This is a genomic window from Frigoribacterium sp. CFBP 8759 (assembly GCF_014841655.1).
GTDB lineage: Bacteria > Actinomycetota > Actinomycetes > Actinomycetales > Microbacteriaceae > Frigoribacterium.
This window is the reverse complement of sequence record NZ_JACYUH010000003.1, coordinates 609,115-631,908: the sequence shown is the minus strand read 5'-3', so window position 1 is coordinate 631,908 and position 22,794 is coordinate 609,115. Positions and strand designations below refer to the sequence as shown.

The 22,794-nt window shown below is 70.4% G+C and carries 23 protein-coding genes and 1 tRNA gene; 6 read left to right on the top strand and 18 right to left on the bottom strand.

Features of this window, described 5'->3' with window-relative positions; all coding sequences use genetic code 11:
- Positions 1-41: 41 nt before the first annotated feature.
- The 11 genes from rplJ to IFT79_RS13110 all read right to left on the bottom strand — a co-directional run bounded on the left by rplJ (position 42) and on the right by IFT79_RS13110 (position 11,824).
- Positions 42-557, bottom strand: a complete 516-nt coding sequence (rplJ, locus tag IFT79_RS13160; protein ID WP_043592926.1) for a 50S ribosomal protein L10 — start codon at positions 555-557, stop codon at positions 42-44.
- A 246-nt stretch (positions 558-803) separates the two neighbouring features.
- Positions 804-2,411 carry a sensor histidine kinase gene (locus tag IFT79_RS13155; RefSeq protein WP_342211848.1) on the bottom strand — a complete coding sequence of 536 codons (1,608 nt, stop codon included), beginning with the start codon at positions 2,409-2,411 and terminating at the stop codon, positions 804-806.
- Positions 2,408-3,166, bottom strand: coding sequence for a response regulator transcription factor (locus tag IFT79_RS13150; RefSeq protein ID WP_056046521.1), 759 nt, complete (start codon positions 3,164-3,166; stop codon positions 2,408-2,410). Before IFT79_RS13150 ends, IFT79_RS13155 begins: the two co-directional genes overlap by 4 nt.
- A gap of 112 nt (positions 3,167-3,278) precedes the next feature.
- Positions 3,279-4,244 carry a TolB family protein gene (locus IFT79_RS13145; protein ID WP_192124600.1) on the bottom strand — a complete coding sequence of 322 codons (966 nt, stop codon included), beginning with the start codon at positions 4,242-4,244 and terminating at the stop codon, positions 3,279-3,281.
- Between the two features lie 15 nt (positions 4,245-4,259).
- Positions 4,260-5,273, bottom strand: coding sequence for a sugar phosphate isomerase/epimerase family protein (locus IFT79_RS13140; RefSeq protein ID WP_056047744.1), 1,014 nt, complete (start codon positions 5,271-5,273; stop codon positions 4,260-4,262).
- 80 nt (positions 5,274-5,353) lie between these two features.
- Positions 5,354-6,526 carry a Gfo/Idh/MocA family protein gene (locus IFT79_RS13135; RefSeq protein WP_342211847.1) on the bottom strand — a complete coding sequence of 391 codons (1,173 nt, stop codon included), beginning with the start codon at positions 6,524-6,526 and terminating at the stop codon, positions 5,354-5,356.
- Positions 6,523-7,362, bottom strand: coding sequence for a carbohydrate ABC transporter permease (locus IFT79_RS13130; protein WP_043592933.1), 840 nt, complete (start codon positions 7,360-7,362; stop codon positions 6,523-6,525). The genes IFT79_RS13135 and IFT79_RS13130 overlap by 4 nt, the downstream gene beginning before the upstream one ends.
- Entirely contained in the window at positions 7,355-8,350 is a 996-nt protein-coding gene (locus IFT79_RS13125; RefSeq protein ID WP_082460311.1) for a carbohydrate ABC transporter permease, read from the bottom strand. The genes IFT79_RS13130 and IFT79_RS13125 overlap by 8 nt, the downstream gene beginning before the upstream one ends.
- 79 nt (positions 8,351-8,429) lie before the next feature.
- Positions 8,430-9,755 (bottom strand): ABC transporter substrate-binding protein, encoded by a 1,326-nt coding sequence (locus IFT79_RS13120; RefSeq protein ID WP_123570513.1) that lies wholly within the window; start codon positions 9,753-9,755, stop codon positions 8,430-8,432.
- Between the two features lie 180 nt (positions 9,756-9,935).
- The gene (locus tag IFT79_RS13115) at positions 9,936-11,084 is read right to left on the bottom strand and encodes a Gfo/Idh/MocA family protein (RefSeq protein ID WP_056046529.1); all 1,149 of its coding nucleotides are present in this window, start codon (positions 11,082-11,084) and stop codon (positions 9,936-9,938) included.
- On the bottom strand, positions 11,081-11,824 hold the full coding sequence (locus IFT79_RS13110; RefSeq protein WP_152970255.1) for a sugar phosphate isomerase/epimerase family protein: 744 nt from the start codon (positions 11,822-11,824) through the stop codon (positions 11,081-11,083). The genes IFT79_RS13115 and IFT79_RS13110 overlap by 4 nt, the downstream gene beginning before the upstream one ends.
- A gap of 217 nt (positions 11,825-12,041) precedes the next feature.
- On the opposite strand from IFT79_RS13110, the gene IFT79_RS13105 reads away from it, so the two are divergent.
- Positions 12,042-13,232, top strand: a complete 1,191-nt coding sequence (locus IFT79_RS13105; protein ID WP_056046530.1) for an ROK family transcriptional regulator — start codon at positions 12,042-12,044, stop codon at positions 13,230-13,232.
- 88 nt (positions 13,233-13,320) lie between these two features.
- The gene (locus IFT79_RS13100; RefSeq protein ID WP_249407988.1) at positions 13,321-14,055 is read left to right on the top strand and encodes a YqaJ viral recombinase family protein; all 735 of its coding nucleotides are present in this window, start codon (positions 13,321-13,323) and stop codon (positions 14,053-14,055) included.
- Here IFT79_RS13100 and IFT79_RS13095 read toward each other — a convergent pair.
- Positions 14,037-14,678, bottom strand: a complete 642-nt coding sequence (locus IFT79_RS13095) for a Pr6Pr family membrane protein (RefSeq protein WP_192124597.1) — start codon at positions 14,676-14,678, stop codon at positions 14,037-14,039. The genes IFT79_RS13100 and IFT79_RS13095 overlap by 19 nt on opposite strands.
- Before the next feature lie 129 nt (positions 14,679-14,807).
- On the opposite strand from IFT79_RS13095, the gene IFT79_RS13090 reads away from it, so the two are divergent.
- Positions 14,808-15,794 carry an NADP-dependent oxidoreductase gene (locus IFT79_RS13090; protein ID WP_446718863.1) on the top strand — a complete coding sequence of 329 codons (987 nt, stop codon included), beginning with the start codon at positions 14,808-14,810 and terminating at the stop codon, positions 15,792-15,794.
- Positions 15,795-15,836: 42 nt separating this feature from the next.
- Here the strand turns inward: IFT79_RS13090 and IFT79_RS13085 are convergent, their stop codons facing one another.
- The 6 genes from IFT79_RS13085 to IFT79_RS13060 form a co-directional block, all read right to left on the bottom strand.
- Positions 15,837-16,373: a GNAT family N-acetyltransferase gene (locus tag IFT79_RS13085; protein WP_192124595.1), complete on the bottom strand. Its 537-nt coding sequence runs from the start codon at positions 16,371-16,373 to the stop codon at positions 15,837-15,839.
- 122 nt (positions 16,374-16,495) lie between these two features.
- A complete protein-coding gene (gene rplA / locus IFT79_RS13080; protein WP_043592944.1) occupies positions 16,496-17,185 on the bottom strand; it encodes a 50S ribosomal protein L1 in 690 nt (229 codons plus the stop codon).
- A 100-nt stretch (positions 17,186-17,285) separates the two neighbouring features.
- Entirely contained in the window at positions 17,286-17,717 is a 432-nt protein-coding gene (gene rplK, locus IFT79_RS13075) for a 50S ribosomal protein L11 (protein ID WP_043592945.1), read from the bottom strand.
- Positions 17,718-17,826: 109 nt separating this feature from the next.
- Positions 17,827-18,921, bottom strand: coding sequence for a transcription termination/antitermination protein NusG (gene nusG / locus IFT79_RS13070; protein ID WP_192124593.1), 1,095 nt, complete (start codon positions 18,919-18,921; stop codon positions 17,827-17,829).
- 95 nt (positions 18,922-19,016) lie between these two features.
- Positions 19,017-19,298 carry a preprotein translocase subunit SecE gene (gene secE / locus IFT79_RS13065; protein WP_043592949.1) on the bottom strand — a complete coding sequence of 94 codons (282 nt, stop codon included), beginning with the start codon at positions 19,296-19,298 and terminating at the stop codon, positions 19,017-19,019.
- Between the two features lie 84 nt (positions 19,299-19,382).
- Positions 19,383-19,455: transfer RNA gene (locus IFT79_RS13060), tRNA-Trp, on the bottom strand.
- Between the two features lie 233 nt (positions 19,456-19,688).
- Between IFT79_RS13060 and IFT79_RS13055 the strand changes: the two genes are divergently transcribed.
- The 3 genes from IFT79_RS13055 to IFT79_RS13045 all read left to right on the top strand — a co-directional run bounded on the left by IFT79_RS13055 (position 19,689) and on the right by IFT79_RS13045 (position 22,718).
- A complete protein-coding gene (locus tag IFT79_RS13055; protein ID WP_446718862.1) occupies positions 19,689-20,891 on the top strand; it encodes a pyridoxal phosphate-dependent aminotransferase in 1,203 nt (400 codons plus the stop codon).
- Between the two features lie 100 nt (positions 20,892-20,991).
- Positions 20,992-21,912 carry an ABC transporter ATP-binding protein gene (locus IFT79_RS13050; protein WP_159826102.1) on the top strand — a complete coding sequence of 307 codons (921 nt, stop codon included), beginning with the start codon at positions 20,992-20,994 and terminating at the stop codon, positions 21,910-21,912.
- Positions 21,909-22,718, top strand: coding sequence for an ABC transporter permease (locus IFT79_RS13045; protein ID WP_056046543.1), 810 nt, complete (start codon positions 21,909-21,911; stop codon positions 22,716-22,718). The genes IFT79_RS13050 and IFT79_RS13045 overlap by 4 nt, the downstream gene beginning before the upstream one ends.
- The last annotated feature ends 76 nt before the right edge of the window (positions 22,719-22,794 follow it).

Sequence of the window (22,794 nt, the reverse complement as noted above, 5' to 3'; positions counted from 1 at the left end):
CCTTATGGGTTTTCTAAAGTGTGGGTTGGTACGACAGCTGTTTAGCTGTCGGCTTCCTGCTTGGCACGCAGCGCCTCGACCGTGCGAACGGCCTGGGACAGCGGTGCCTGGAACAGGTAGGCAGCACCGAACAGCGAAGCCTTGAAGGCGCCGGCCAGTTTGCCCAGCAGCACCTCTCGGGACTCGAGATCGGCGAGCTGCTTGACCTCGTCTGCCGTGAGCGGGTTACCGTCGAAGTAACCGTTCTTCACGATCAGAGCGGGGTGTGCCTTGGCGAAGTCACGCAGGCTCTTGGCGACGGCGACAGGGTCACCGTGCACGAAGGCGATCGCAGACGGTCCGACGAGTTCGTCGTCGAACGAGCTGATTCCGGCGTTGTTGGCCGCGATCTTGCTGAGCGTGTTCTTCACCACGGCGTACGTCGCGTCTGCACTGATGGACTTGCGGAGCTCTTTCAGCTCGGCAACAGTGAGACCGCGGTACTCGGTGAGCAGGACGGCGGTCGAGTCACGGAAGTTGTCCGTGAGCTCGGCGACCGATGCTTCCTTGTTCGCCATGGCTCTCCTAAAACGTGGGTGTGCCGGCAGCCCCCGGGAACTCGACTCGGCCGCGCCGAGACCGGCGCCGCACCAATGAAAAAAGCTCCGGCGCAAGCGCACGGAGCTGGATCTCTTCGAGAAGAGGAACGACTTCACACACCTGCGCTGGTCGCTCTCTCTCGAGAACCTTCGGCACCCGTCTGCGAGCAGACGACTACAACCGGCGGTCTTGGGCTTCGTACAGAGTAGACGCAAGAGGCGCGCTCACGCAAGTCGCGCCTCCTCGGCTTCGTGGTGGGGTGCGCCCGCGGGCGTCGCGAGCGGCAGGCGGACGGTGAAGGTCGCTCCCCCGTCCGAGCTCGCGACGTCGACGGTGCCGCCGTGGGAGTGGACGACGGCCTGGACGATCGCGAGGCCGAGACCCGTGGAGCCGGCCTTCCGCGATCGCGAGCTGTCGGCGCGGGCGAACCGTTCGAACAGCACGGGCAGCACGGCCGGGTCGATGCCCGGTCCGTCGTCGGCGACCGAGACGACGGCCTCCCCCGACGTGTCGTCGACCGTGAGCGAGACGTGCACGTGGGTGCCGTCGGGCGTGTGGGTGCGCACGTTGGTCAACAGGTTGGCGACGATCTGGTGCAGGCGCATGGCGTCGCCCGGCACGGTCACCGGCTCGTCGGGCACGTACACGTCGACGTCGTGCGTGGGTCCGGCCACGTGGGCGTCGTTGACCGTGTCGAGCACGACCCTGGTCAGGTCGACGTCGCCCGTGACGAGGTCGCGACCCTCGTCGAGGCGGGCGAGCAGCAGGAGGTCCTCGACGAGCGAGGTCATCCGCAGCGACTCCGACTCGATGCGGCCCATGGCGTAGACCACGTCGTCGGGCAGTCCCGTGTTCATGCGGCGGGTCAGCTCGGCGTAGCCGCGGACCGACGCGAGCGGGGTGCGCAGCTCGTGCGAGGCGTCGGCCACGAACTGCCGCACCTTGTTCTCGCTCTGCTGACGGGCCTCGAGGGCCCCGGCCACGTGGCCCAGCATGCGGTTGAGCGACGCACCGACGCGGCCGACCTCGGTGCGGGTGTCGGCGTCGGCCTCGTCGACGCGTTCCGCGAGGGCCACCTCGCCGCGGTCGAGCGGCAGTTCGGCGACCCGCAGTGCCGTGTCGGACATGCGCTCGAGCGGGCGGAGGGCGCTCCGCACGACCCCGTAGGCGATCGCGATCGCGACCGCGAGGCCGATGAGGGTCACCGCGAGGATCGTGACCACCATGACCGTGATGGTGCGGTCGACGCTGCTCGTCGGCAGACCGACGACGAGGTACGCCGGCGTGGTGGCGAGGGAGCCCGACGTGGTGGTCGTCTGGTAGCCGACCGCGAGCGACTCCACCCGGTACGACCCCAGCGCCGACCCGAGCGAGACGGACTCGGGCGCGGTCGAGCCGGCGACGGTCGTCACGACCGAGGTCAGCTCGTCGGTCAGGCGCGGCGTGACGACCCGACCCGACTGCTCGACCTGGTACGCCGCCACGACCGTCTCGTTCACGACGACGGCCGTGAAGGTGCCGGGCGACTGCCGCGGGCCCGAGAGGTCGTCGCCGTCGGGCGTCAGGTAGGGCCGGCTCGTCGAGCCCTGCGCGTTCACCATGGGCACGGAGCGGCCCGTCGCCCCCTCGAGCTCGTCGTCGAGCTGACGCATGAGCGACGCCTGGAGCACGAACACGCTGACCGAGCCGATCACGATGGTCAGCAGCACCACGAGCGCGACGATGCTGAGGATCAGGCGGTTGCGCAGCGTGAGCGGCCCGGCGAGACCGGGCGCCCGGCCCACCAGGCCCCGGAGGCGCGAGCCCACCCGGGCGGGCAGGGCATCGCTCACGACGTGGGCTTGATCACGTAACCGACGCCGCGCACGGTGTGGATCATCGGCTCTTCGCCGACGTCGATCTTCTTGCGCAGGTACGAGATGTAGATCTCGACGACGCTGGACTTGCCGCCGAAGTCGTAGCTCCAGACCCGGTCGAGGATCTGCGCCTTGCTCAGCACGCGGCGCGGGTTGCGCATCAGGAAGCGCAGCAGCTCGAACTCGGTCGCGGTCAGCTCGATCTCGCGACCGGCGCGCGTCACCTCGTAGCTCTCCTCGTCGAGCACGAGGTCGCCGACGACGATGCGCGAGTCGCCCGCCTCGCTGATGGCCGAGGCCGACCGGCGGATCAGGCCGCGCAGGCGGGCCACGACCTCTTCGAGCGAGAACGGCTTGGTGACGTAGTCGTCGCCCCCGGCGGTGAGACCCGACACGCGGTCCTCGACGCTGTCCTTTGCGGTGAGGAACAGGATCGGGGTGTCGTCACCGCTCGACCGCAGTCGACCCAGCACCTGTATGCCGTCGATGTCGGGCAGCATCCAGTCGAGCACGATCGCGTCGGGCTTGAACTCGCGCGCCGTGGCGAGGGCCGCCTGACCGTCGGAGGCCGCCTTGACGTCCCATCCCTCGTAGCGGAGGGCCATCGAGAGCAGGTCGGTGAGACTGTTCTCGTCGTCGACGACGAGGACTCGGAGGGGCGTTCCGTCGGCACGGGTGAGGCGGGGGGCCGAGGCGGTGGCGGGGGTCGTTGTGGTCACCTCTCCAAGTATCGAGTCGTTTCTATGAACCAACTGTGATGGGTCGATGAGCGGGCTGCGCATCGTCCCCGGACGGCCCACGGCGACCACGCGGGCCGCGAGCACCCGGGGCGCCGGGCGCGCGTCAGGCGGACGGGTAGTCGGCGCAGGCGAAACGAGCCGAGTCCGGGGCCCAGCAGGGCACGTTGATCGTGCCCTGGCCGCCGAAGAGGGCGAGCACGTCGCGTGGCGCCCGGCCCGGCACGGGCAGGCCGTCGGGACCGAGGGGCAGGGTGCGCAGCACGACGTCGCGGTTCTCGGGGTGGCCGAGCGTGCCGGGCTCGAACGACACCCAGAGCAGCGTCGAGCCGTCGGGCGACACGTGCGGGAACCAGTTGACCCGTTCGTCGTCGGTCACCTGCACGACGTCTCCGCCGTCCAGGCGGCTCCGGAAGAGCTGCGCGTGGCCGGCGACCCCCGCGGAGGCGCGCTCCGAGTTCGCCCACAGCCACGCCCCGTCCGGAGAGAACTCGGCCCCGTCGTCGGGGTGCTCGTCGTCGGTCACCGGCGTGGTCGCGCCGTCGGCGAGCGAGACCAGGGCGACGTTCGTGCGCCAGCCGGCCCGCGCCTCCTCGTCGTCCGGGTCGTCGACCGGCGCCGGCAGGGCGCCGACGATCACGCTGAGCGTGGCACCGTCGGGCGAGACGCCGTGCAGGTAGTTCTTGTGGTTGCGGCCCGCCGGGTGGTCGCGCGTCACGCGGCGGGCGGTGCCGCCCGGGGTCACGCCGTCCCACGGCACCTCGTACAGGTGGCCGTCCCGGGCGCTCACGATCACGGCCCCCTGGTCGGGAACGATCACGTGGTCGTTGTTGATCTCGGGCACGTCGCCCATCGGCACCGGCTCGAGCGCCGTCTCGTCGACCCCACGGGCGTCGGCGGGCACCCGCCAGAGCAGGCCGTCGCCGTTGACGACGAGCCATCGACCGTCGGGGCTCCAGTTCGGGGCCTCGACGAGCACGCGGGTGCTCTCGAGGACGACCTCGACGTCGCCGGTCGCGGGGTCGACGACGAGCAGGCGGCTCCGTTGGCCGGGCAGCAGGGTTCGGGGCATGGGATCAGTCTGCCGTCACTGGTTCGAGAAGGCGGCGTCGAAGGAGGCGCTCGGTCGTCTCCAGAGGAGTGAACGGATGTAGGCGAGCGCCTCGGGAGCACCGTGCAACCGGTCCATGCCCGCGTCCTCCCACTCGATCGAGATCGGGCCGTCGTAGCCGATCGCGTCGAGGGCGCGGAAGGCGTCCTCCCACTTCATGTCGCCGTGGCCGGTCGAGACGAAGTCCCAGCCCCGGCGGGGGTCGCCCCAGGGCAGGTGGGAGCCGAGCACGCCCGAGCGCCCGCTGACGGGCTTGATGCGGGTGTCCTTGCAGTCGACGTGGAAGATCCGGTCGGCGAAGTCGGTGATGAACGACACCGTGTCGACCCCCTGCCAGAGCATGTGCGAGGGGTCCCAGTTGAAGCCGAAGGCCGACCGGTGCTCGATGGCCTCGAGCGCCCGGACGCTCGTCCAGTGGTCGTAGGCGATCTCGCTCGGGTGCACCTCGTGGGCGAACCGGACGCCCTCGGCGTCGAACACGTCGAGGATGGGGTTCCAGCGGTCGGCGAAGTCCTGGTAGCCGGCGTCGATCACGCTCGCCGGGACCGGCGGGAACATCGCCACGTAGGGCCAGATCTTCGAGCCGGTGAAGCCGACGACGGTGTCGACGCCCATCTTGCGGGCCACCCGTGCCGCCCGCTTCATGTCCTCCGCGGCCCGCTGCCGGACGCCCTCGGGCTCGCCGTCGCCCCAGGTGGACGGGCGCACGATCGCCTGGTGCCGGAAGTCGATCGGGTCGTCGCAGACCGCCTGCCCGGTCAGGTGGTTCGAGATCGCCCAGACCCCCAGGCCGTGCCGCTCGAGCACGTCGAGTCGCGACCGCAGGTACGCGTCGTCCTGGTCGGCGCGCTCGAGGTCGAGGTGGTCGCCCGACGCGGCGATCTCGAGGCCGTCGTAGCCCCACCCGGCGGCGAGTGCCGCGACCTCCTCGAAGGGCAGGTCGGCCCACTGGCCGGTGAACAGGGTGACGGGGCGGGAGCTCTCGGCCATGGGTTCCTTCTCGGGGGCGACGGGGGTGCGGGCGGGCGGCGGGGGCGGGGCGGGCGGCGACGGGGTCGGGACGGTCGGGGTCAGGGCAGGTCGACCCACCGGCGCGACGCGGCGGACGCGAGGACCGCCTCGGTCACCCGGACGGCGCGCAGGCCGTCGACGAAGGTCGGCAGCCCCTCGGGGGTCCCGCCCCGGACGGCGTCGTGGGCGTCGCGCACGAACCCGGCGAACGCGTCGACGTAGCCCATGGGGTGCCCGGCGGGGACGGTCGACAGGCGGGCGGCGTCGGGTGCGAGCACGGCCGCGTCGCGGGCGACGAGCTGCGTGCCCGACCGGCGTCCGACCCAGAGCGTCTCGGGCTCCTCCTGCGAGAACTCGAGGCTCTCGGCGGTGCCCGACAGGTCGAGCAGGAGGCGGTTCTTGCGACCCGGGGCGACCTGCGACACGAAGAGGGTGCCGATCGCCCCCCGTGCCGTCTCGAACACGACGGCCGCCTCGTCCTCGGTGTCGACCGACGAGCCGCCGCGGTGCGTGTGCACGGTGGTGGTCGTCGAGGTCAGCCGGGCCAGCCGGTCGCCCAGGACGAACTCGAGCAGGTCGACCAGGTGGCTGCCGATGTCGGCGAAGGCCCGTGACGGACCACCCGCGGCCGAGTCGACCCGCCAGTCGACGTCGTCGCTGTCGAGCAACCAGTCCTGCAGGTACGAACCCCGGACGCTCAGCACGCGGCCGACCTCGCCCGTGGCGACGCGGGCCCGGGCCTCGCGCACCATCGGGTGGTAGCGGTAGACGAAGGGCACGGCACCGACCAGTCGCCCGACCCGGGCGGCCTCGACCAGGGCCTCGGCCTCGGCGCTCGAGGTCGCCAGCGGCTTCTCGCAGACCACGTGCTTGCCGGCGGCGAGCGCCGCCAGCGCGACGGGCGCGTGCGTGGCGTTCGGCGAGCAGACGTGCACGACGTCGACGCCGGGATCGGTCACGAGGTCGTCGACGCTCTCGTGGGAGGTGTCGACGCCCAGGGACGCCGCCGCGTGGGCCGCGCTGGCGGCGCTCGAGGAGGCGAGGGCGACCACGCGGGCGCCGGCCGACCGCGCGGCGCCGGCGTGCACGCGCGCCATGAAGCCGCCGCCCACGATGCCGACGCGCAGGGGTTCGACGCGACCCGCGCCTCCTCGGCTCGGCGCTGCTCGGCCGGCCGGGCCGGCGGTGGCGCCCACCGGCCCCACCGCCGTGGCCACGGCCGGCTCGGTCACTTCACGGCCCCCGACGACAGTCCGGTGATCAAGTGTTTCTGCACGAGCATGAAGCCTATGAGCACGGGCAGCGAGACGACGACCGAGGCGGCCATGAGCTGGTTCCAGTAGACGTCCTGCTGCGAGGCGTAGGCGCGGAGGCCGATGGAGAGCGTGCGCGTGTCCTTGCTCGTCAGCACCGAGGCGAAGAGCACCTCGCCCCAGGCCGTGATGAAGGCGTAGACCGCGACCGCGATGATGCCCGGCTTGGCGACCGGGATGATCACGCGGAACAGGGCACCGAGGCGACCCGTGCCGTCGATCATCGACGCCTCCTCCAGCTCTTTCGGGATGGACGCGAAGTAGCCCGTCAGCATCCAGATCGAGAACGGCAGCGAGAACGTCATGTAGGTGATGATCAGGCCGAGGTAGCTGCCGGTCAGCTGCACGCCGACCGTGCGCTGGATCTGCACGAAGATCAGGAACAGCGGCAACAGGAACAGGATGCCCGGGAACATCTGCGTCGACAGCACGACCAGGCTGAAGCTGCGCTGGCCCTTGAACCGCAGGCGGGCCAGCGAGTACGCGGCGAGCACGGCCATGGCCACCGACAGCACCGTCGCCGAGATCGTGACGATCAGGCTGTTCTTGAAGTACGACGCCAGCGGCACCGTCTGCCAGATCTGCACGTACGGCTCGAGCGTCACCCGGCTGGGGATCCAGGTGAACAAGCCCTGGACGTCGGCGAGCGGCTTGATCGAGGTGGTCAGCACCACGTAGAGCGGGACGACCACCACGAGCGACAGGAAGGCCAGCCCGAAGAAGCGGAAGACCTTGAACCCACGGGTCTCAATCATCGTGTTGTCCCTTCGGCAGAACCATGCGGATGTAGAACGCCGACGCGATCAGCAGCACGACCAGGAGCATCACGCTCATGGCACCGCCGAGGCCGAAGTTCCAGTTGTTGAACGACTGCTGGTAGATCAACGGCGAGATGAGCGTCGCCTGCTCGGGCGACGCCGGGCCGAAGAGCACGTAGGGCACGTTGAACTGGTTGAAGATCCACAGGCTCATGATCAACAGCAGCACGGCGTTGGCCGGCTTGACCATGGGCAGGGTGATCTGGGTGAACTGCTTCCAGAGGCTGGCGCCGTCGAGGCTCGCGGCCTCGTAGACGTCGCCCGGGATGTTCTGCAACGCGGCGAGCAGCATCAGGAAGGCGAAGGGCCAGAACTGCCACGCCGTCACGATGACGATGGCCCAGAACGAGTTGCCGCCGAGCAGCCAGAAGGGGCGGTCCTGCAGGATGCCGAGGTCGTCCACCAGGAAGCGGTTGATGGCCCCGTCGCGCTGGTTGAACATGAAGGCCCAGGCGATGGTGCCGACGTACGACGGCAGGGCGTAGGGCACGAGGAAGAGCGTGCGGAGGATGCCGCGGCCCTTGAACGAGCTGGTCAGGAGCACCGCGCCGAGCATGCCCATGCTCCAGGCGATGGCCACCACGATGACGGTGAACATCAGCGTGCGCCCCAGGGCCCCGTACAGCTGGCCGGCGATGGGCGAGGACGGGTCGAGCGCGGTGACGAAGTTCTGCAGGCCGACGAAGGGCGCGTTGACCCAGTTGGCGATGCTGAGCTGGTTCAGCGTGATGAACGCGATCCAGATGCCGAGCACCATCGGGACGATGTGGACGAGCAGTTCGGCCAGGGCGGCGGGCGCCACCAGGAAGTAGGCGAGCGGCGATCGGTGCTTCTTGCGCTTGGCCGGCTCGATCGGGGCCTGCTGGTGCGGGTCGGGCGGGAGGTCTTTCTCGGCGGTGGCGGGGGGCAGGACGTTGACGGTCATGAGGGTCCTCTCGGGGCCTGGGTGGCGGGGGCGGCCGGTCGATCGGACCGGCCGCCCCCGTCACGGGCGGTGGGACGGGCTACTGACCCGAGCTCATCTGGCTGTTCGCGTCCTCGAGGGCCGACTTGACGTCGGACTCGCTGACGGAACCGCCCTGGGCTGCGGTGGCGAGGAGGTTCTTGATCGCGGTGCCGACCAAGGTCTCCATCTGCCCCTCGGAGGGGTAGAGGGGCATGGGCTGGGCGTGGTCCTCGAGGATCGTCTGCTTCAGCTTGATCGTGTCCGACTGGAACGCCGGGTCGTCGTACGCGCTCGTGACCACGGGCAGCGAGCTGAACGCCTTGTTCAGGTACACCTGCTCGGAGTCGCTCGTCAGGTGCTTGACGAAGTCGATCGCCGCGTCCTTGTTGCCGCTGTTCTCGAAGACGCTCACGTTGATGCCGGCCACGTGGCTCTGGGTGCCCAGCAGACCGGTCGCGTCGGCGGACTCCATCGGCACGGGTGCCGCGGCGTAGTCGGTGAAGTCGCGGGCCGAGAGGTTCGCGTCGGGGGCCTGGTCGAAGAACATCGCGGCCTTGTCGTCCGCGAACGTCGCCGCCATGTCCGAACCGTTCACGCTCTCGGCGTCGGACGGTGAGACCACCTTGTCGACCGCCATCAGGTCGACCCACTCCTTGACGCCCTTGACGACGCCATCGTTGCCGAAGTCGGGCTCGCCGTCCTCGTCGTACAGCGCGCCTCCGTTCTGCAGGCCCCGGACGAACGCCTGGTGGGCGTTGTTCGAGATGCTCGACCCGGCCATGGTGACGCCCCACTGGTCGATCGTGCCGTCGCCGTCGGTGTCGACCGTCAGCTTCTTGGCGTCCTCGACGAACTCGTCCCAGGTGGCGGGCGGGGTGGTGATGCCCGCGGCCTCGAACATCTTCGTGTTGTAGTACAGCGAGTACGACAGCCCGTAGAGCGGGATCGACGTGGGTGCCTGACCCTCGGCACCGCCGGTGGCGAAGCTGGACTGCACGAAGCGGTCCTGGCCACCGACCTGGTCGAGGGCGTCGCCCTCCCAGGGCACGAAGGCACCGCTGGACTGCAGCGACACCGCCCAGGTGTTGCCGATGTTGAGGACATCGGGCCCCTCGCCGCTCGAGACGGCGGTGAGGATGCGGTTGTAGAGGTCGGACCACGGGATGACCTCGAGGTCGACCTTGACGCCGGTCTCCTCCGTGTAGCGGTCGATGCTCTCCTGCAGGATCTCGGCGTCCTTCTCGACCGTGGGAGCCTGGTTGCTGGCCCAGTAGGTGATCGTGTCGGCGTCGCCGCTGCCGCCGGAGGCGCTGCAGGCGGTCATCGATCCGACCGAGAGGGCTCCGACCGCGAGGGCGGCGAGCCAACGGAACTTCGTTTGCATGACTTCTCCTGGTGTCTCTTCTTCGAGATTTCTCTTCATCGAGTGAGGGAAGGGGTGGTGCGGGGGTTCGTGGTGCTGTGGTGACTCCGGTGGTACGAGTGGTGCGGGTGGTGCGCTCAGGGGGTGGACGGGTCGGGAGGCGCGGTGCCGGCGTCGAGGAGGCGCCGGCACCGCACCGGATCAGCCGAGGGTCGGGACGGAGGGGTCCCAGCTCTCGGGCAGCTCGGGCGTCGGCTCGAGGGTCGAGTCGACACGGACGCTCTCGTCACGTTCGGCGGACTCGGCCAGCGAGACCATGACGTCGAGGACGTGGAAGGCGAGTTCGCCGGGCACGCGCTCACGGCGACCCTCGCGGATGGCCTGGGCGAGCTCGGCGACGCCGGTGCCGCGGGTGAAGGTCGAACCCGTGGCCGCGACGACCGCCGGCTCGTCGGTGCCCGTGTGGACCGTCGTGTCGCCCTCGAACTCGTTCGGGTCGGGGAACACGGCCGTGCCCTCGGTCCCGGCGATCTCGACGAAGCCGGCACGGGCCAGCTTCGAGTCGAAGCTGAAGACGGCCTGCGCGCTGGCGCCGCTCTCGAACTGCAGCAGGGCGCTCACGTGCGTCGGCACCTCGACGGGGAAGACCGTTCCGGCCTTCGGCCCCGAGCCGATGACCCGGCTGTCCCGGGCCTTCGACGCCGTGGCCGTGACCTTCGCGACGGGTCCGAAGACCTGCACGAGCGTGGTCAGGTAGTACGGGCCGACGTCGAACATCGGTCCCGCGCCGTAGGCGAAGAGGAACTCGGGGCTGGGGTGCCACGACTCGGGGCCGGGCACCTGGAAGAGCGCGAGGCCGGTCAGGGGCGTGCCGATGTCGCCTCGCTTCACGACCCGCAGTCCGGTCTGCAGACCGGCGCCGAGGAACGTGTCCGGGGCGACGGCCACGCGGACGCCCGCCTCCTTCGCGGCGGCCAGCAGCCGGGCACCGCTCTCGCGGTCGAGGGCGTAGGGCTTCTCACCCCAGACGTGCTTGCCCGCGGCGACGGCCTGCAGCGCCACGTCGACGTGGGCCGCCGGGATCGTCAGGTTGACCACGATCTCGACGTCGTCGAGGGCGAGCAACTCGTCGACCGTGCCGCTGGCGGGCACGCCCCACTTCTCGGCCTGGGCCGCCGCGCGGGCCTGGTCGATGTCGGCGATGAAGAGCACCTCGAGGTCGGGGAACTGCGTGAGGTTGCCGAGGTACTGGTCGCTGATCACGCCGGCGCCGATGACCCCGACGCCCACCGGGCCGGTCTTGCCGTCGGAGGCGACGGCGGGCCGCGAGGCAGTCGTCACGTCGGTCATGCGCGGACCCCCTGCAGGAACTCGAGGCTGTCGGCGAGCGCGGTGAACACGTCACCGGCGTGGTCGTCGAGTTCGACGACGGGGGTGGCCTGACGGGCCGCCTGCAGGATGTCGCGGACGGGCATCGACCCGCGCCCGACGGCGACCTGCTCGACGTCGTTCTTGTTCTTCGGGCCGTCCTTCACGTGGAGGAACTGAACCTTGTCGCCGAGGCGGGCGAGCAGCTCGGCGGCGTCGACGCCGCCGACCTCGACCCAGTAGGTGTCGATCTCGAGCACGACGTTCGCGGGCAGGGCCGCGGCGAACACCTCGAGGGCGGGGGTGCCGTCGATCAGGTTCTCCAGCTCGAAGGCGTGGTTGTGGTAGCCGATGGTGAGGTCGTGGGCGGCGGCCGCGTCGGCGATCTCGCCCAGCTCCTTCGCGATCGCCTCGACGTCCTCACGGGTGACCCAGCGGGTCTCGTCGATGTGCGGGTCGATGATCGTGCCGACGCCGAGACGGGTGGCGGCGGCGAAGATCGGCTCGAGGTCCTTGCCGATCAGGCCGACGTGCGCGCTGGGCGCGGTGAGTCCGGCGGCGGGCAGGGCCTCGGCGTACTCGTCGACGCGGTCGACGAAGGCGTACGGCTCGACCTGGGTGTAGCCGAGGTCGGCGATTCGCTTCAGGGTGCCGGGCAGGTCGGCGGCGATGGCGTCTCTGACCGTGTAGAGCTGGACCGAGATCGGGCTTGCGGTGGTCACCAGGCGTGTCTCCTCTTCCGAGTGGATGTGCGACGGCGACGGGCACCGTCGGGGACTCTCAGCGGTCGAGCCGTCGACCGGTCACCCCCGGAAGAGTGGCGGTCGGCGTCGACCGAGACTCACCATAGGACCGCTTCTGTCGACCCGCAAGCAAAAGTCGACCTTTTCTCGGCGGGGTTCTCTCGGGCGTCGCCGAGGGCTGTGGTTTACTGCTGCCATGTCCGACACGACGAGGTCGTCTGCCCTCGGCAGCACCGGAGCCAGCGAGATCTTCCAGCTGCTCCGCGACGGCGTGCCGCGCACCCGGGCCGAACTCGCGGCGATGACGGGCCTCGCCCGGTCGACGATCGGCCTGCGCCTCGACGTCCTGGCCGAACTCGGTCTGGTCGGCCCCTCCGCAGACGCCGTCTCGACGGGTGGCCGCCCTCCCTCTCGCGTGGCGCTCATCCCCTCGGCGCGCGTCGTCCTGGCCGCGGACTTCGGAGCGGGCCACGTCAACCTCGCCCTGACCGACCTGATGGGCGTCGAGCTGATCAGCGACCGTCGCCTGATCGACATCGCCGACGGTCCCGAGACGACCCTCGCCGGCATGGTGACCGGGGCGGACGCCCTGCTCGACCGGCTCGGTCGCACCCGGGACGACCTCATCGGGGTCGGGATCGGCCTGCCGGGCCCCGTGCAGTTCAGCACGGGTCGACCGGTGAACCCGCCGATCATGCCCGGCTGGGACGGCGTCGACGTGCCGGGCTGGGTGAGGCGCCACCTCGACGTGCCCGTCCTCGTCGACAACGACGTCAACATCATGGCCCTCGGCGAGCGCAGCCACGCCTGGCCGGGCACCGACCACTTCCTGTTCGTCAAGGTCGCCACCGGCATCGGCTCGGGCATCATCTCGGGCGGTCGCCTGCAGCGCGGCGCCCAGGGCATCGCGGGCGACATCGGCCACGTGCAGATCCCCCGCGGCGCCGGCGTCGTCTGCCACTGCGGCAACGTCGGGTGCCTCGAGGCCGTCGCCTCCGGCCCGGCCCTCGCCCGCTCGCTGCGGGCCCTCGGCCACGACTGCGAGGGTGGCCGCCAGGTGGTCGAGCTCGTCCGGGCCGGCAACGTCGACGCGGTGCAGGCCGTCCGCCAGGCGGGTCGCGACCTCGGCGAGGTGCTGACCGCCTGCGTCAACATGATCAACCCCTCGGTCATCGCGATCGGCGGCTCCATGGCGCAGGCCGGCGAGCACTTGCTGGCCGGCGTGCGCGAGGTCGTCTACCAGCGGTCGATGCCGCTCGCGACCGAGCACCTGAGCATCGTGCCGTCCCGGGCGGGCGATCGGGCGGGACTCATGGGCGCGAGCATGCTCGCGATCCACCACGCCCTCTCCCCCGCGGCGATCGACGAGCTCGCCGCCGCCGTCTGACCGCGGGCTCCCGGTGTTCGCCGCTCCGCCGCGACACGAGGAGGCGTGGGTGTCGTCCTCGCGCCCCCGGCGAGGGAGAATGGTCACCATGACCGTCGTCCAACCCATGCTCGCCCTGTGGGACGACGACGAGCCGACGACCCCCGCCGCGCCTCCTGCGCACCTGACGCGCGTGCTGGCCGACTCGTCGGACCGCATCGCATGGCTGCGGGCTCGCAGCCAGGGCATCACGGCCACCGACGTCGCCCGACTCTCGAGCCCGCGCGCCGTGCAGGCCGTCGTGCTCGACAAGTTGTACGGCAACGGTTTCGGCGGCAACGCCTACACCGACCACGGGCGGGCGCGTGAGCCCGAGATCGCCCGGTGGGTGCTGCAGCGACACGGCATCGAGTCCAGCCAGAAGCTCTTCCACGCCGCGGGTCAGCGCCGACACCTGGCCACCCCGGACGGCGTGACCGTCCGCACCGACGGCACCGTCGAACTGTGCGAGATCAAGACGACGAAGAAGGCCTGGTCGTCGATCCCCCGCTCGTACCTGCGTCAGGTGGCCTGGCAGCAGTATGTGCTCGGCGCCGAGCGCACCCTCGTGGTGTGGGAGCAGCACACCGACTTCGTGCCCCTGCACGGTGACCCGCAGTGCCGCTGGGTCGAGCGGGACGAGGACGAGATCCACCGTCTCGTGGCCCTCGCCGACCAGGTGCTCGACACCCTCGCACGACAGGCGCCGGTCGACCCGTTCGCGCCCGGCGGTCGGGCGTCGGCGCCGCCACCGCCCGACGCCTACGAGGCCTACGAACCCCCGCCCTACGATCCGTTGCGCTGAGGCACGCGCCGATCCGGGTCGACGAGGCGCAGGCGCGACGCCGCCACGACGAGCGCCCCGATCAGGGCGACCGCGACGGCGATGCCCACGCACCAGAGCGCCACGACGCCCCCGCCGAGGGTCGCCACGTCGAGGAAGGGGTACGGCACGAAGTCGGCGCCCCGGGCCAGGACGACGACCACCCAGATCAAGGGGATGGCCAGGAATTGCCACAACCGCCGCCAGGGCTGGCGGTCGCGGTCGGCGAAGAGCACCCAGTCGAGCACGACGTAGAGCGGGATCACCCGGTGGAACACGTCGCTCGCCCACCCCACGGTGTACGGGTCGTTCGAGGGCAGTCCCGCCAGCAGCAGGTTGAAGACCAGCCCGGTCAGCGCGATGTACGTGGTCGCCGCCGCCCGCACCGCGACCGTCCACCGGGGCGGCGTCGTCCGGCGCAGCACCGTGAACGCGCCGATCGCCAGGGCCAGCAGCACGATGAGGTTGCTCTGGATGGTGAAGTACCCGAAGAAGTCCACGAATCGGTACCCCGGGTCGCGCAGGCTGTTCTCCCACTGGGCCACGACGGCGACGAGGACCGCGACCGCAGCCGCGACGCGCAGGACGGCGACCGATGCTCTCATGCCCACACCGTACCCATCATCGTTTCCCTCTCGGTGACACCCGCGAAACACGGGTGACTCATCCGTCCCGTTGACTGACCTGACCACCGCGCCGGAGCCACGGCGCACACGAGCCGACAGGGGCCGCCGATGGACACGACGATGCAGACGACGATGCGGGCGATGGTGATCGAGCGGACCGGCGGGCCCGAGCAGCTCGTCGCCGCCGACGTGCCCTACCCGCGACGGGTCAACGCCGAGGTGCTCGTGCGCGTCGTCGCCGCCGGCGTCAACCGCTTCGACCTGGAGACCCGGGCCGGTCGCGGCGACAGCGACGCCATCCCGGCGTTCCCGGCCGTGCTGGGCCACGACTTCAGCGGCGTCGTCGTCGAGACGCCCTACGCGGCGCATCCGTTGAGTCCGGGTGACGCCGTCTACGGCATGGCCCCGTGCCCGCGCTCCGGTGGCAGCTACGCCGAGTACATCAGCGTCCCGTCGCTGTCGGTGGCCCGGAAGCCCACCACCCTGTCGCACCTCGAAGCCGCCGCTGTGCCCCTCGCGGCGCTCACGGCCTGGGGGATGGTCGTCGACGTCGCCAAGGCCCACGAGGGCCAGCGCCTCCTCATCAACGCCGGCGCGGGCGGGGTGGGGCACTTCGCGGTGCAGTTCGCCTCGCACTTCGGCGCACACGTCGTCGCGACCGGCTCACAGGCCAACGCGGCCTGGCTGCGGGAGCTCGGTGCCGCCGAGGTCGTCGACTACGGCGCGGCCGACGTCGACCGCAGCGTCCGTCAGGTCGACGTCGTGCTCAACCTGGTCGACGACGACGTCGAGGCCGACCGGTCGCTGAGGTTGCTCCGACCCGGAGGGCTCGCCGTCCACGCACCGCTCGCCTCGGGGGCCGCCTTCGCCGAGAAGGCCGCGCAGGCAGGCGTCCGGTCGACCGGGTTCGCCGTCTCCCCCGACGGCGCCACGCTGGCGGTCATCTCGCGACTGCTCGACTCGGGCGACGTCCGGGTCTACGTCGACGAGGTCTACGACCTGGTCGACGCCCGTGACGCCCATGCCCGCCTCGAGCGGTCGCACACCCGCGGCAAGCTCGTGCTGCGCGTCACCGACGACACCGAGGCCGCCTGACCCGGCCTTCGGACCGGCCGCCATGGCCCGAAGCGACCCCGCCTAGATCCGACGCTCGAGGACGAAGTCCTGCTGCAGGTCGTCGCCGAGGGCGAAGGTCTTCGTCCCGACCTTCACGAGTCCGTGCTTGGCGTAGAAACGAAGCGCCCGTTCGTTCTGCTGGTTGACTCCGAGCCACACCGAGGAGGCGCCGGTCGCGCGGGCTGCCTCGAGGGTCGCGGCCATCAGGGTCGAGGCCGCCCCCGTGCCGTGCCCCTGCGGCATGACGTAGAACTTGCTCAGCTCGACGGTCGGCCGGGACGAGACGGCTGCGGCGACGTCCGCGTCCTCGGGATCTCCCGCGATCATCATGCTGTAGCCGAGGGCCACCCGGGCCGTGGGGTCGACGGCCAGCAGGACGGTCCGGGTGTCGTCGGCGAGGTAGCGCGAGAAGGCCTCCTCGGACAGCACCGTGGTGACGACCCGGGCGATGTCCGCGAGGTCCGACCCGGGCGGGCAGGCGAGCGGGAAGGTCACCGCGGCGACCTCGGCGAGCAGGGGGGCGTCGGTCGGGAGGGCGGGGCGCACGGTGACGGTCATCTGCCCATGGTGCCCCACCCGCGCCTCCTCGCCCGACCACGGACGGGAGCCGACGACGAAGGCCGCCCCACTCGAGAGTGGGACGGCCTTCGGGCGACGCGATGCCTGGGAGGTCGGAGGACCTAGAAGACGTTGATGTCGAGGGGGATGCCGGGACCGAAGGTCGTCGACAGCGTGCCCTTGGTGATGTAGCGGCCCTTGGACGAGGACGGCTTGAGGCGGACGACCTCTTCGAGGGCGGCGTCGAGGTTGGTGTTCAGCTGCTCTTCCGAGAAGCCGGCCTTGCCGATGACGAAGTGCACGTTGCTGTGCTTGTCGACACGGAACTCGATCTTTCCGCCCTTGATGTCGTTGACCGCCTGCGCAACGTTGGGGGTCACGGTGCCGGTCTTCGGGTTGGGCATGAGGCCACGGGGGCCGAGCACCTTTCCGAGACGACCGACCTTGCCCATGAGCTCGGGGGTCGAGACGGCCGAGTCGAACGACGTGTAGCCGCCCGCGACCTTCTCGATGAGCTCGTCGCCACCGACCTCGTCGGCACCCGCGGCGATGGCCGCCTCGGCGGCGGCACCCGTCGCGAACACAATGACGCGGGCGGTCTTGCCCGTGCCGTGCGGCAGGATGACGGTGCCGCGCACCATCTGGTCGGCCTTGCGGGGGTCGACGCCGAGCTTGAGCGCGACCTCGACGGTCGAGTCGAACTTCTTCGAGCCGGTCTCGCGAGCGACGGCTACGGCCTCGCTGGTGCTGTAGAACTTGCCTGCCTCGATCTTCTCGGCAGCGGCGCGGTACGCCTTGGACTTCTGAGCCATGTTGGACCTCTTCGTACTGGGGACGTGGTTGCGAGCCTGGCCGGCTCTCCCACTGATGTCAGGGTCGTGCAGGCGGGTCGCCTGCACGGAGGGGTGCTGCTTAGGCGTCGACCGTGATGCCCATGGAACGGGCGGTGCCGGCGATGATCTTCGCCGCGGCGTCGATGTCGTTGGCGTTCAGGTCGGCCTGCTTGGTCGTCGCGATCTCGCGCACCTGGTCCATGGTCAGCTTGCCGACCTTGGTGGTGTGCGGGGTTCCCGAACCCTTGGCGACGCCGGCGGCCTTCTTGATGAGCTCGGCGGCGGGCGGGGTCTTGAGGATGAACGTGAACGAGCGGTCTTCGTAGACCGTGATCTCGACGGGGACGACGTTGCCGCGCTGCGACTCGGTCGCCGCGTTGTACGCCTTGCAGAACTCCATGATGTTCACGCCGTGCTGACCCAGGGCCGGGCCGATGGGCGGGGCGGGGTTCGCGGCGCCGGCGTTGATCTGAAGCTTGATCAGACCCGTGACCTTCTTTTTCGGTGCCATTGTTCTTTTCCTTCTTGTGGGGTTCGAACCGATCGCGGTCGCGACCTGCTCTCCCGGTGGCCCGCGGCGCGGACTCCGGTGATCTGTAGACCTGGGGGGTGGGTGCCTGCTAGAGCTTCGTGACCTGGTCGAAGCTGAGCTCGACCGGCGTCTCGCGCTCGAACAGCGAGACCAGCACGGTGAGCTTGCCGCTCTCGGGCTTGATCTCGTTGATCGTACCGGGAAGTCCGGCGAACGACCCCTCTTTGATCGTGATCGTCTCGCCGATCTCGAAGTCGACCTCGGCGGGGATGACCCGCTGGGCCTGCTTGACACCCTTGGCGCCGCCCTTGGCGGGCGCCGGGGTCGTGTCGACCTGGACGAGGCTCTTCAACATGTTGAAGGCCTCTTCGAAACGCAGCGGCGTCGGGTTGTGGGCGTTGCCCACGAAGCCCGTGACGCCGGGGGTGTGGCGGACGACGGACCAGCTGTCCTCGTTGAGGTCGAGACGCACGAGCACGTAGCCGGGGATGCGGACGCGGGTGACGAGCTTGCGCTGCCCGTTCTTGATCTCGACCACGTCCTCCATGGGGACCTCTACCTGGTAGATGTAGTCCTCCATGGTCATCGAGACCATGCGGTTCTCGATGTTCTGCTTCACGCGGCGCTCGAAGCCGGCGTACGAGTGGATGACGTACCACTTGCCGGGCTTGCCCCGCAGCTCGTAACGGAAGGCCTCGTAGGGGTCGACCTCGGCGGGCTCGTCGTCCTCGACCTCGGTGGCGGACACGTCGACGTCGACGTCGTCGTGCGCGATCTCGGCGTCGGCGTCCTGGACGGACTGCTCCGCCTCGGCGACGACGGCGTTCGCGGCGGGGGCGTCGCCCTCGTCGGCCGCCTGCTCGGCCTCGGAGTCGGCCTCGTCGTCGGTGGCCTCGACGGCGGCCTCGGCCTCGAACTCGTCGTCGATGTCGAGGGCGTCGTCGACGATCGCGTCGGCCTCGGGGTCGCGTGCCTCGGCCAGCGTGTCGAGCAGGCCGTCGAGGTCGCTCGTGTCGGTCGAACCGGAGTCGCCTTCGTCGACGACCGAGAGGGCCTCGGACTCGGCGGGCTCGACGGCGTCCTCGTCGGCGGCCAGCGTGCCGCCCTCTTGGGCCTCTTCGACCTCGGAGGACTGCTCGGCAGCGGTGGCGAGGTCGATGTCGTCGCGCTCGTTGTCAGGCAAGGGTTCTTCTTTCGATCGGGGTTGTCGGGTGCTCGTGCTCGGTGTCACGGGACCCGCTCACGTGGTGCTCGGGGAGTCGGCCGGTGGGTGACGCGTCAGCTGCCGGTCGGGCCGTTGCCGAAGACGTAGCCGACGCCGGTGCCGAACACCAGGTCGAGCAGGGAGACGAGGGCCATCATGATGACCACGAAGACCAGGACGACGCCGGTGTAGCTGAGCAGCTCTTTGCGGGTCGGCGTGACGACCTTCTTGAGCTCGGCGATCACCTGGCGGATGAACAACGCGATGCGGGCGAAGGGACTGCGGCGCGTCGCACCGTCGCTCTTCGCCTTTTCGACGACGTCTTCACTGGGGACGTCAACGTCTTTTCTCGCCACTGTTCCGACCTTCCGAGCTCGGCCCGTGGGCCTGTGTCCGTATCTGTGTGTGATCACCGTGTCATGAAGAACACAGCCGGGCTGCAGGGCGGACAGGACTCGAACCTGCAACCTGCGGTTTTGGAGACCGCTGCTCTACCAATTGAGCCACCGCCCTATGGGATCGACGCCCTTCAGATGACCTCTCGGTCGGACCCGGAGGCCCTGCCTCTCTCAGTCGGCTGTTGGTGAACCGGACTGCAGAGGCGCGCTGAAGCTTGGCGCATTCGATCGCCTCGTCAAGTGTAGGCGAAGCGGCGGGCGCGTGCAAAGCCGGGCGCCGCGGGGTCCGACGGACCCTCGGCGGGCGCACCCGTCCGGGCCGGTGACACCCCCGCTAGGCTGACCCACGTGACCCCGACCGCGCGCCGTCTCTCGTCCCGTATCTCGTCGATCGCCGAATCGGCCACGCTGGCCGTCGACGCGAAGGCCAAGGCCCTGCTGGCACAGGGCCGACCGATCATAAGCTACGGCCCGGGCGAGCCCAACTTCCCCACGCCCGACCACATCGTCGACGCGGCCGTCGTCGCCGCCCGCGACCCGCGGAACCACCGCTACTCGGCCGCGGCCGGCCTGCTCGAACTGCGCGAGGCGATCGTCGAGAAGACCCTGCGCGACAGCGGCACCACGGTGTCGACGTCGCAGGTGATCGTCACGAACGGTGGCAAGCAGGCCGTCTACCAGGCCTTCCAGGCGCTGCTCGACGACGGCGACGAAGCCCTCCTGCCGGCGCCCTACTGGACGACCTACCCCGAGGCCATCGCCCTCGCCGGCGGAGTCACCGTCGAGGTCTTCGCCGGTGCCGACCAGGGCTACAAGGTCACGGTAGACCAGCTCGAGGCCGCCCGCACCGAGCGCACGAAGGTGTTGCTGTTCTGCTCGCCGTCGAACCCGACGGGCGCGGTCTACTCACCCGACGAGGTCGAGGCGATCGGTCGTTGGGCCCTCGAGGCCGGCGTCTGGGTGATCACCGACGAGATCTACCAGAACCTCACCTACGACGGGGTGACGGCCGTCTCGATCACCGAGGCCGTGCCCGAGCTGGCCGACCAGGCGATCCTGGTCAACGGCGTGGCCAAGACCTACGCGATGACCGGGTGGCGGGTCGGCTGGATGATCGGCCCGACCGACGTGGTCAAGGGTGCCGCGAACCTCCAGTCGCACCTCACGTCGAACGTCTCGAACGTGTCGCAGCGGGCGGCCCTGGCGGCCCTCACCGGACCGCAGGACGAGGTCGAGGCCATGCGGGTCGCCTTCGACGCCCGACGCAGCACCATCGTCCGCGAGCTCAACCGGATCGACGGCGTCGTCACCCCCACCCCCGAGGGAGCCTTCTACGTCTACCCCGACGTGCAGGGCCTGCTCGGTCGCGAGTGGGGAGGCGTCACGCCCACCACGTCGCTCGAACTCGCCGACCTCATCCTCGAACAGGCCGACGTCGCCACCGTGCCCGGTGAGGCCTTCGGGCCCAGCGGGTACCTCCGGCTGTCCTACGCCCTCGGCGACGACGAGTTGCTCGAGGGCGTCCGCCGCCTCCAGCGCCTGTTCGCCTGAGGCCGCGACCCCCGTCCCGAGGCCGGGTCCACCGATCGGTGGACCCGGCCTCGACCGGTCGGGCCTGGTGCGCGGAGCCGCCACGGCGCACGCTGGAGCCATGACCCCCGAACCCGTCGTGCGAGTGCACGACCTCACCAAGACCTACGGCACCGCCACGGCTCTGCACGGCCTCTCGTTCGAGGTGGCCGCGGGCGAGACCCTCGGCCTGCTCGGCCCCAACGGCGCCGGCAAGTCGACCACCATCGAGATCCTCGAGGGCTACCGCGACCGGTCGGGCGGCGACGTGTCGGTGCTCGGCGCCGACCCGCAGCACGCCGGTCTCGACTGGAAGGCGCGCCTCGGCATCGTCCTGCAGACCTCCGGCGAACAGGGGACGGCCACGGTGCGCGAGCAGATCGCCCACTTCGCCGGCTTCTACCCGAACCCGCGCGACGTCGACGAGGTGATCGCCGCGGTCGGCCTCGAGGCGAAGGCCGGGGCACGCATCCGGTCGCTGTCCGGGGGGCAGCGACGACGCGTCGACGTCGCGCTCGGTGTGGTCGGCGGCCCCGAGCTGTTGTTCCTCGACGAACCGACCACGGGCTTCGACCCCGAGGCCCGCCGACAGTTCTGGCAGTTGATCCGGTCGCTGTCGGACGACGGGACGAGCATCGTCCTCACCACCCACTACCTCGACGAGGCGGCGCAGCTGAGCGACCGCGTCGCGGTGATCGCGCAGGGCCGGCTCGTCGCCCAGGGGCGACCCGACGAGCTCGGGGACGAGGAGGCGCGCACCCCTCGCGTGACCTGGCTCGACGAACACGGACGGCACGACGTCCGCACCTCCGCACCGGGCGCCCTGGTCGCCGACCTGCACGCCCGCGGAGGCGAACCGCGCTCGCTCGAGGTGATCCGGCCGTCGCTGGAGGACGTGTACCTCGGGTTGGTCGCGACCGCCGAGACCGTCGCGGACGGGGAACGGATCGCGACCGACGCCGGGGACGCGCCGCGCGCCTCCTCGTCCGGGGTGACCTCGTGAGGACGCTCTCGCTCGGCCTGAGCCGCACCCGGTACGAGGTGCGGGGGTACTTCCGGGCCGGCGACACCGTCTTCTTCACGTTCTTGTTCCCGGTCGTGATGCTCGCGATCTTCTCCACGGCGTTCAGCGCCTCGGGCTCGTTCGGCACGCGGCCGGACGGTTCCGAGGTGGGGGCCGCCGCGTTCTACCTGCCGGGGATGATCGCGGCCGGCATCCTGCTCTCGGGCGTGCAGAACCTCGCCGTCGACATCGCCCTCGAGCGTGGTGACGGCACCCTCAAGCGACTCTCGGGGACGCCCCTGCCGGTCGGGTCGTACTTCGTCGGCAAGTTCGGCCAGGTGCTCGTCACGAGCCTGCTGCAGGTGGCGCTGCTCGTGCTGGTGGCCCGGGTGCTCTTCGGCGTGCCCTTGCCGACCGACGCCGGGTCGTGGCTGACGCTCGCCTGGGTCTACCTGCTCGGCATCGCGACGTCGGCACTGGTCGGCATCGCCCTCTCGCGCGTGCCCCGCAGCGGGAAGAGCGCCACGGCCGTGATCGTCCCGATCACGCTCGTGCTGCAGTTCATCTCGGGGGTCTACCTGCCGTTCACCCAGCTGCCCGACTGGCTGCAGTCGGTGGCCTCGGTGTTCCCGTTGAAGTGGCTGGCGCAGGGCATGCGCAGCGTGTTCCTGCCCGACACGTTCTCGGCCGCCGAGGCCGGCGGATCGTGGGACCTGCCCGGCGTCGCCCTCTGGCTGGCGGTCTGGCTCGTCGCCGGCGCCGTCGCCTCGCTGCTGACCTTCCGGTGGATCAGGAAGGACACCTGACCCGTGGACGGCCACCGTCCTCCGCCCGATCGGCGACGACCACGACGGCCTCGCCGGCCCGCGGCTGCCACTAGCG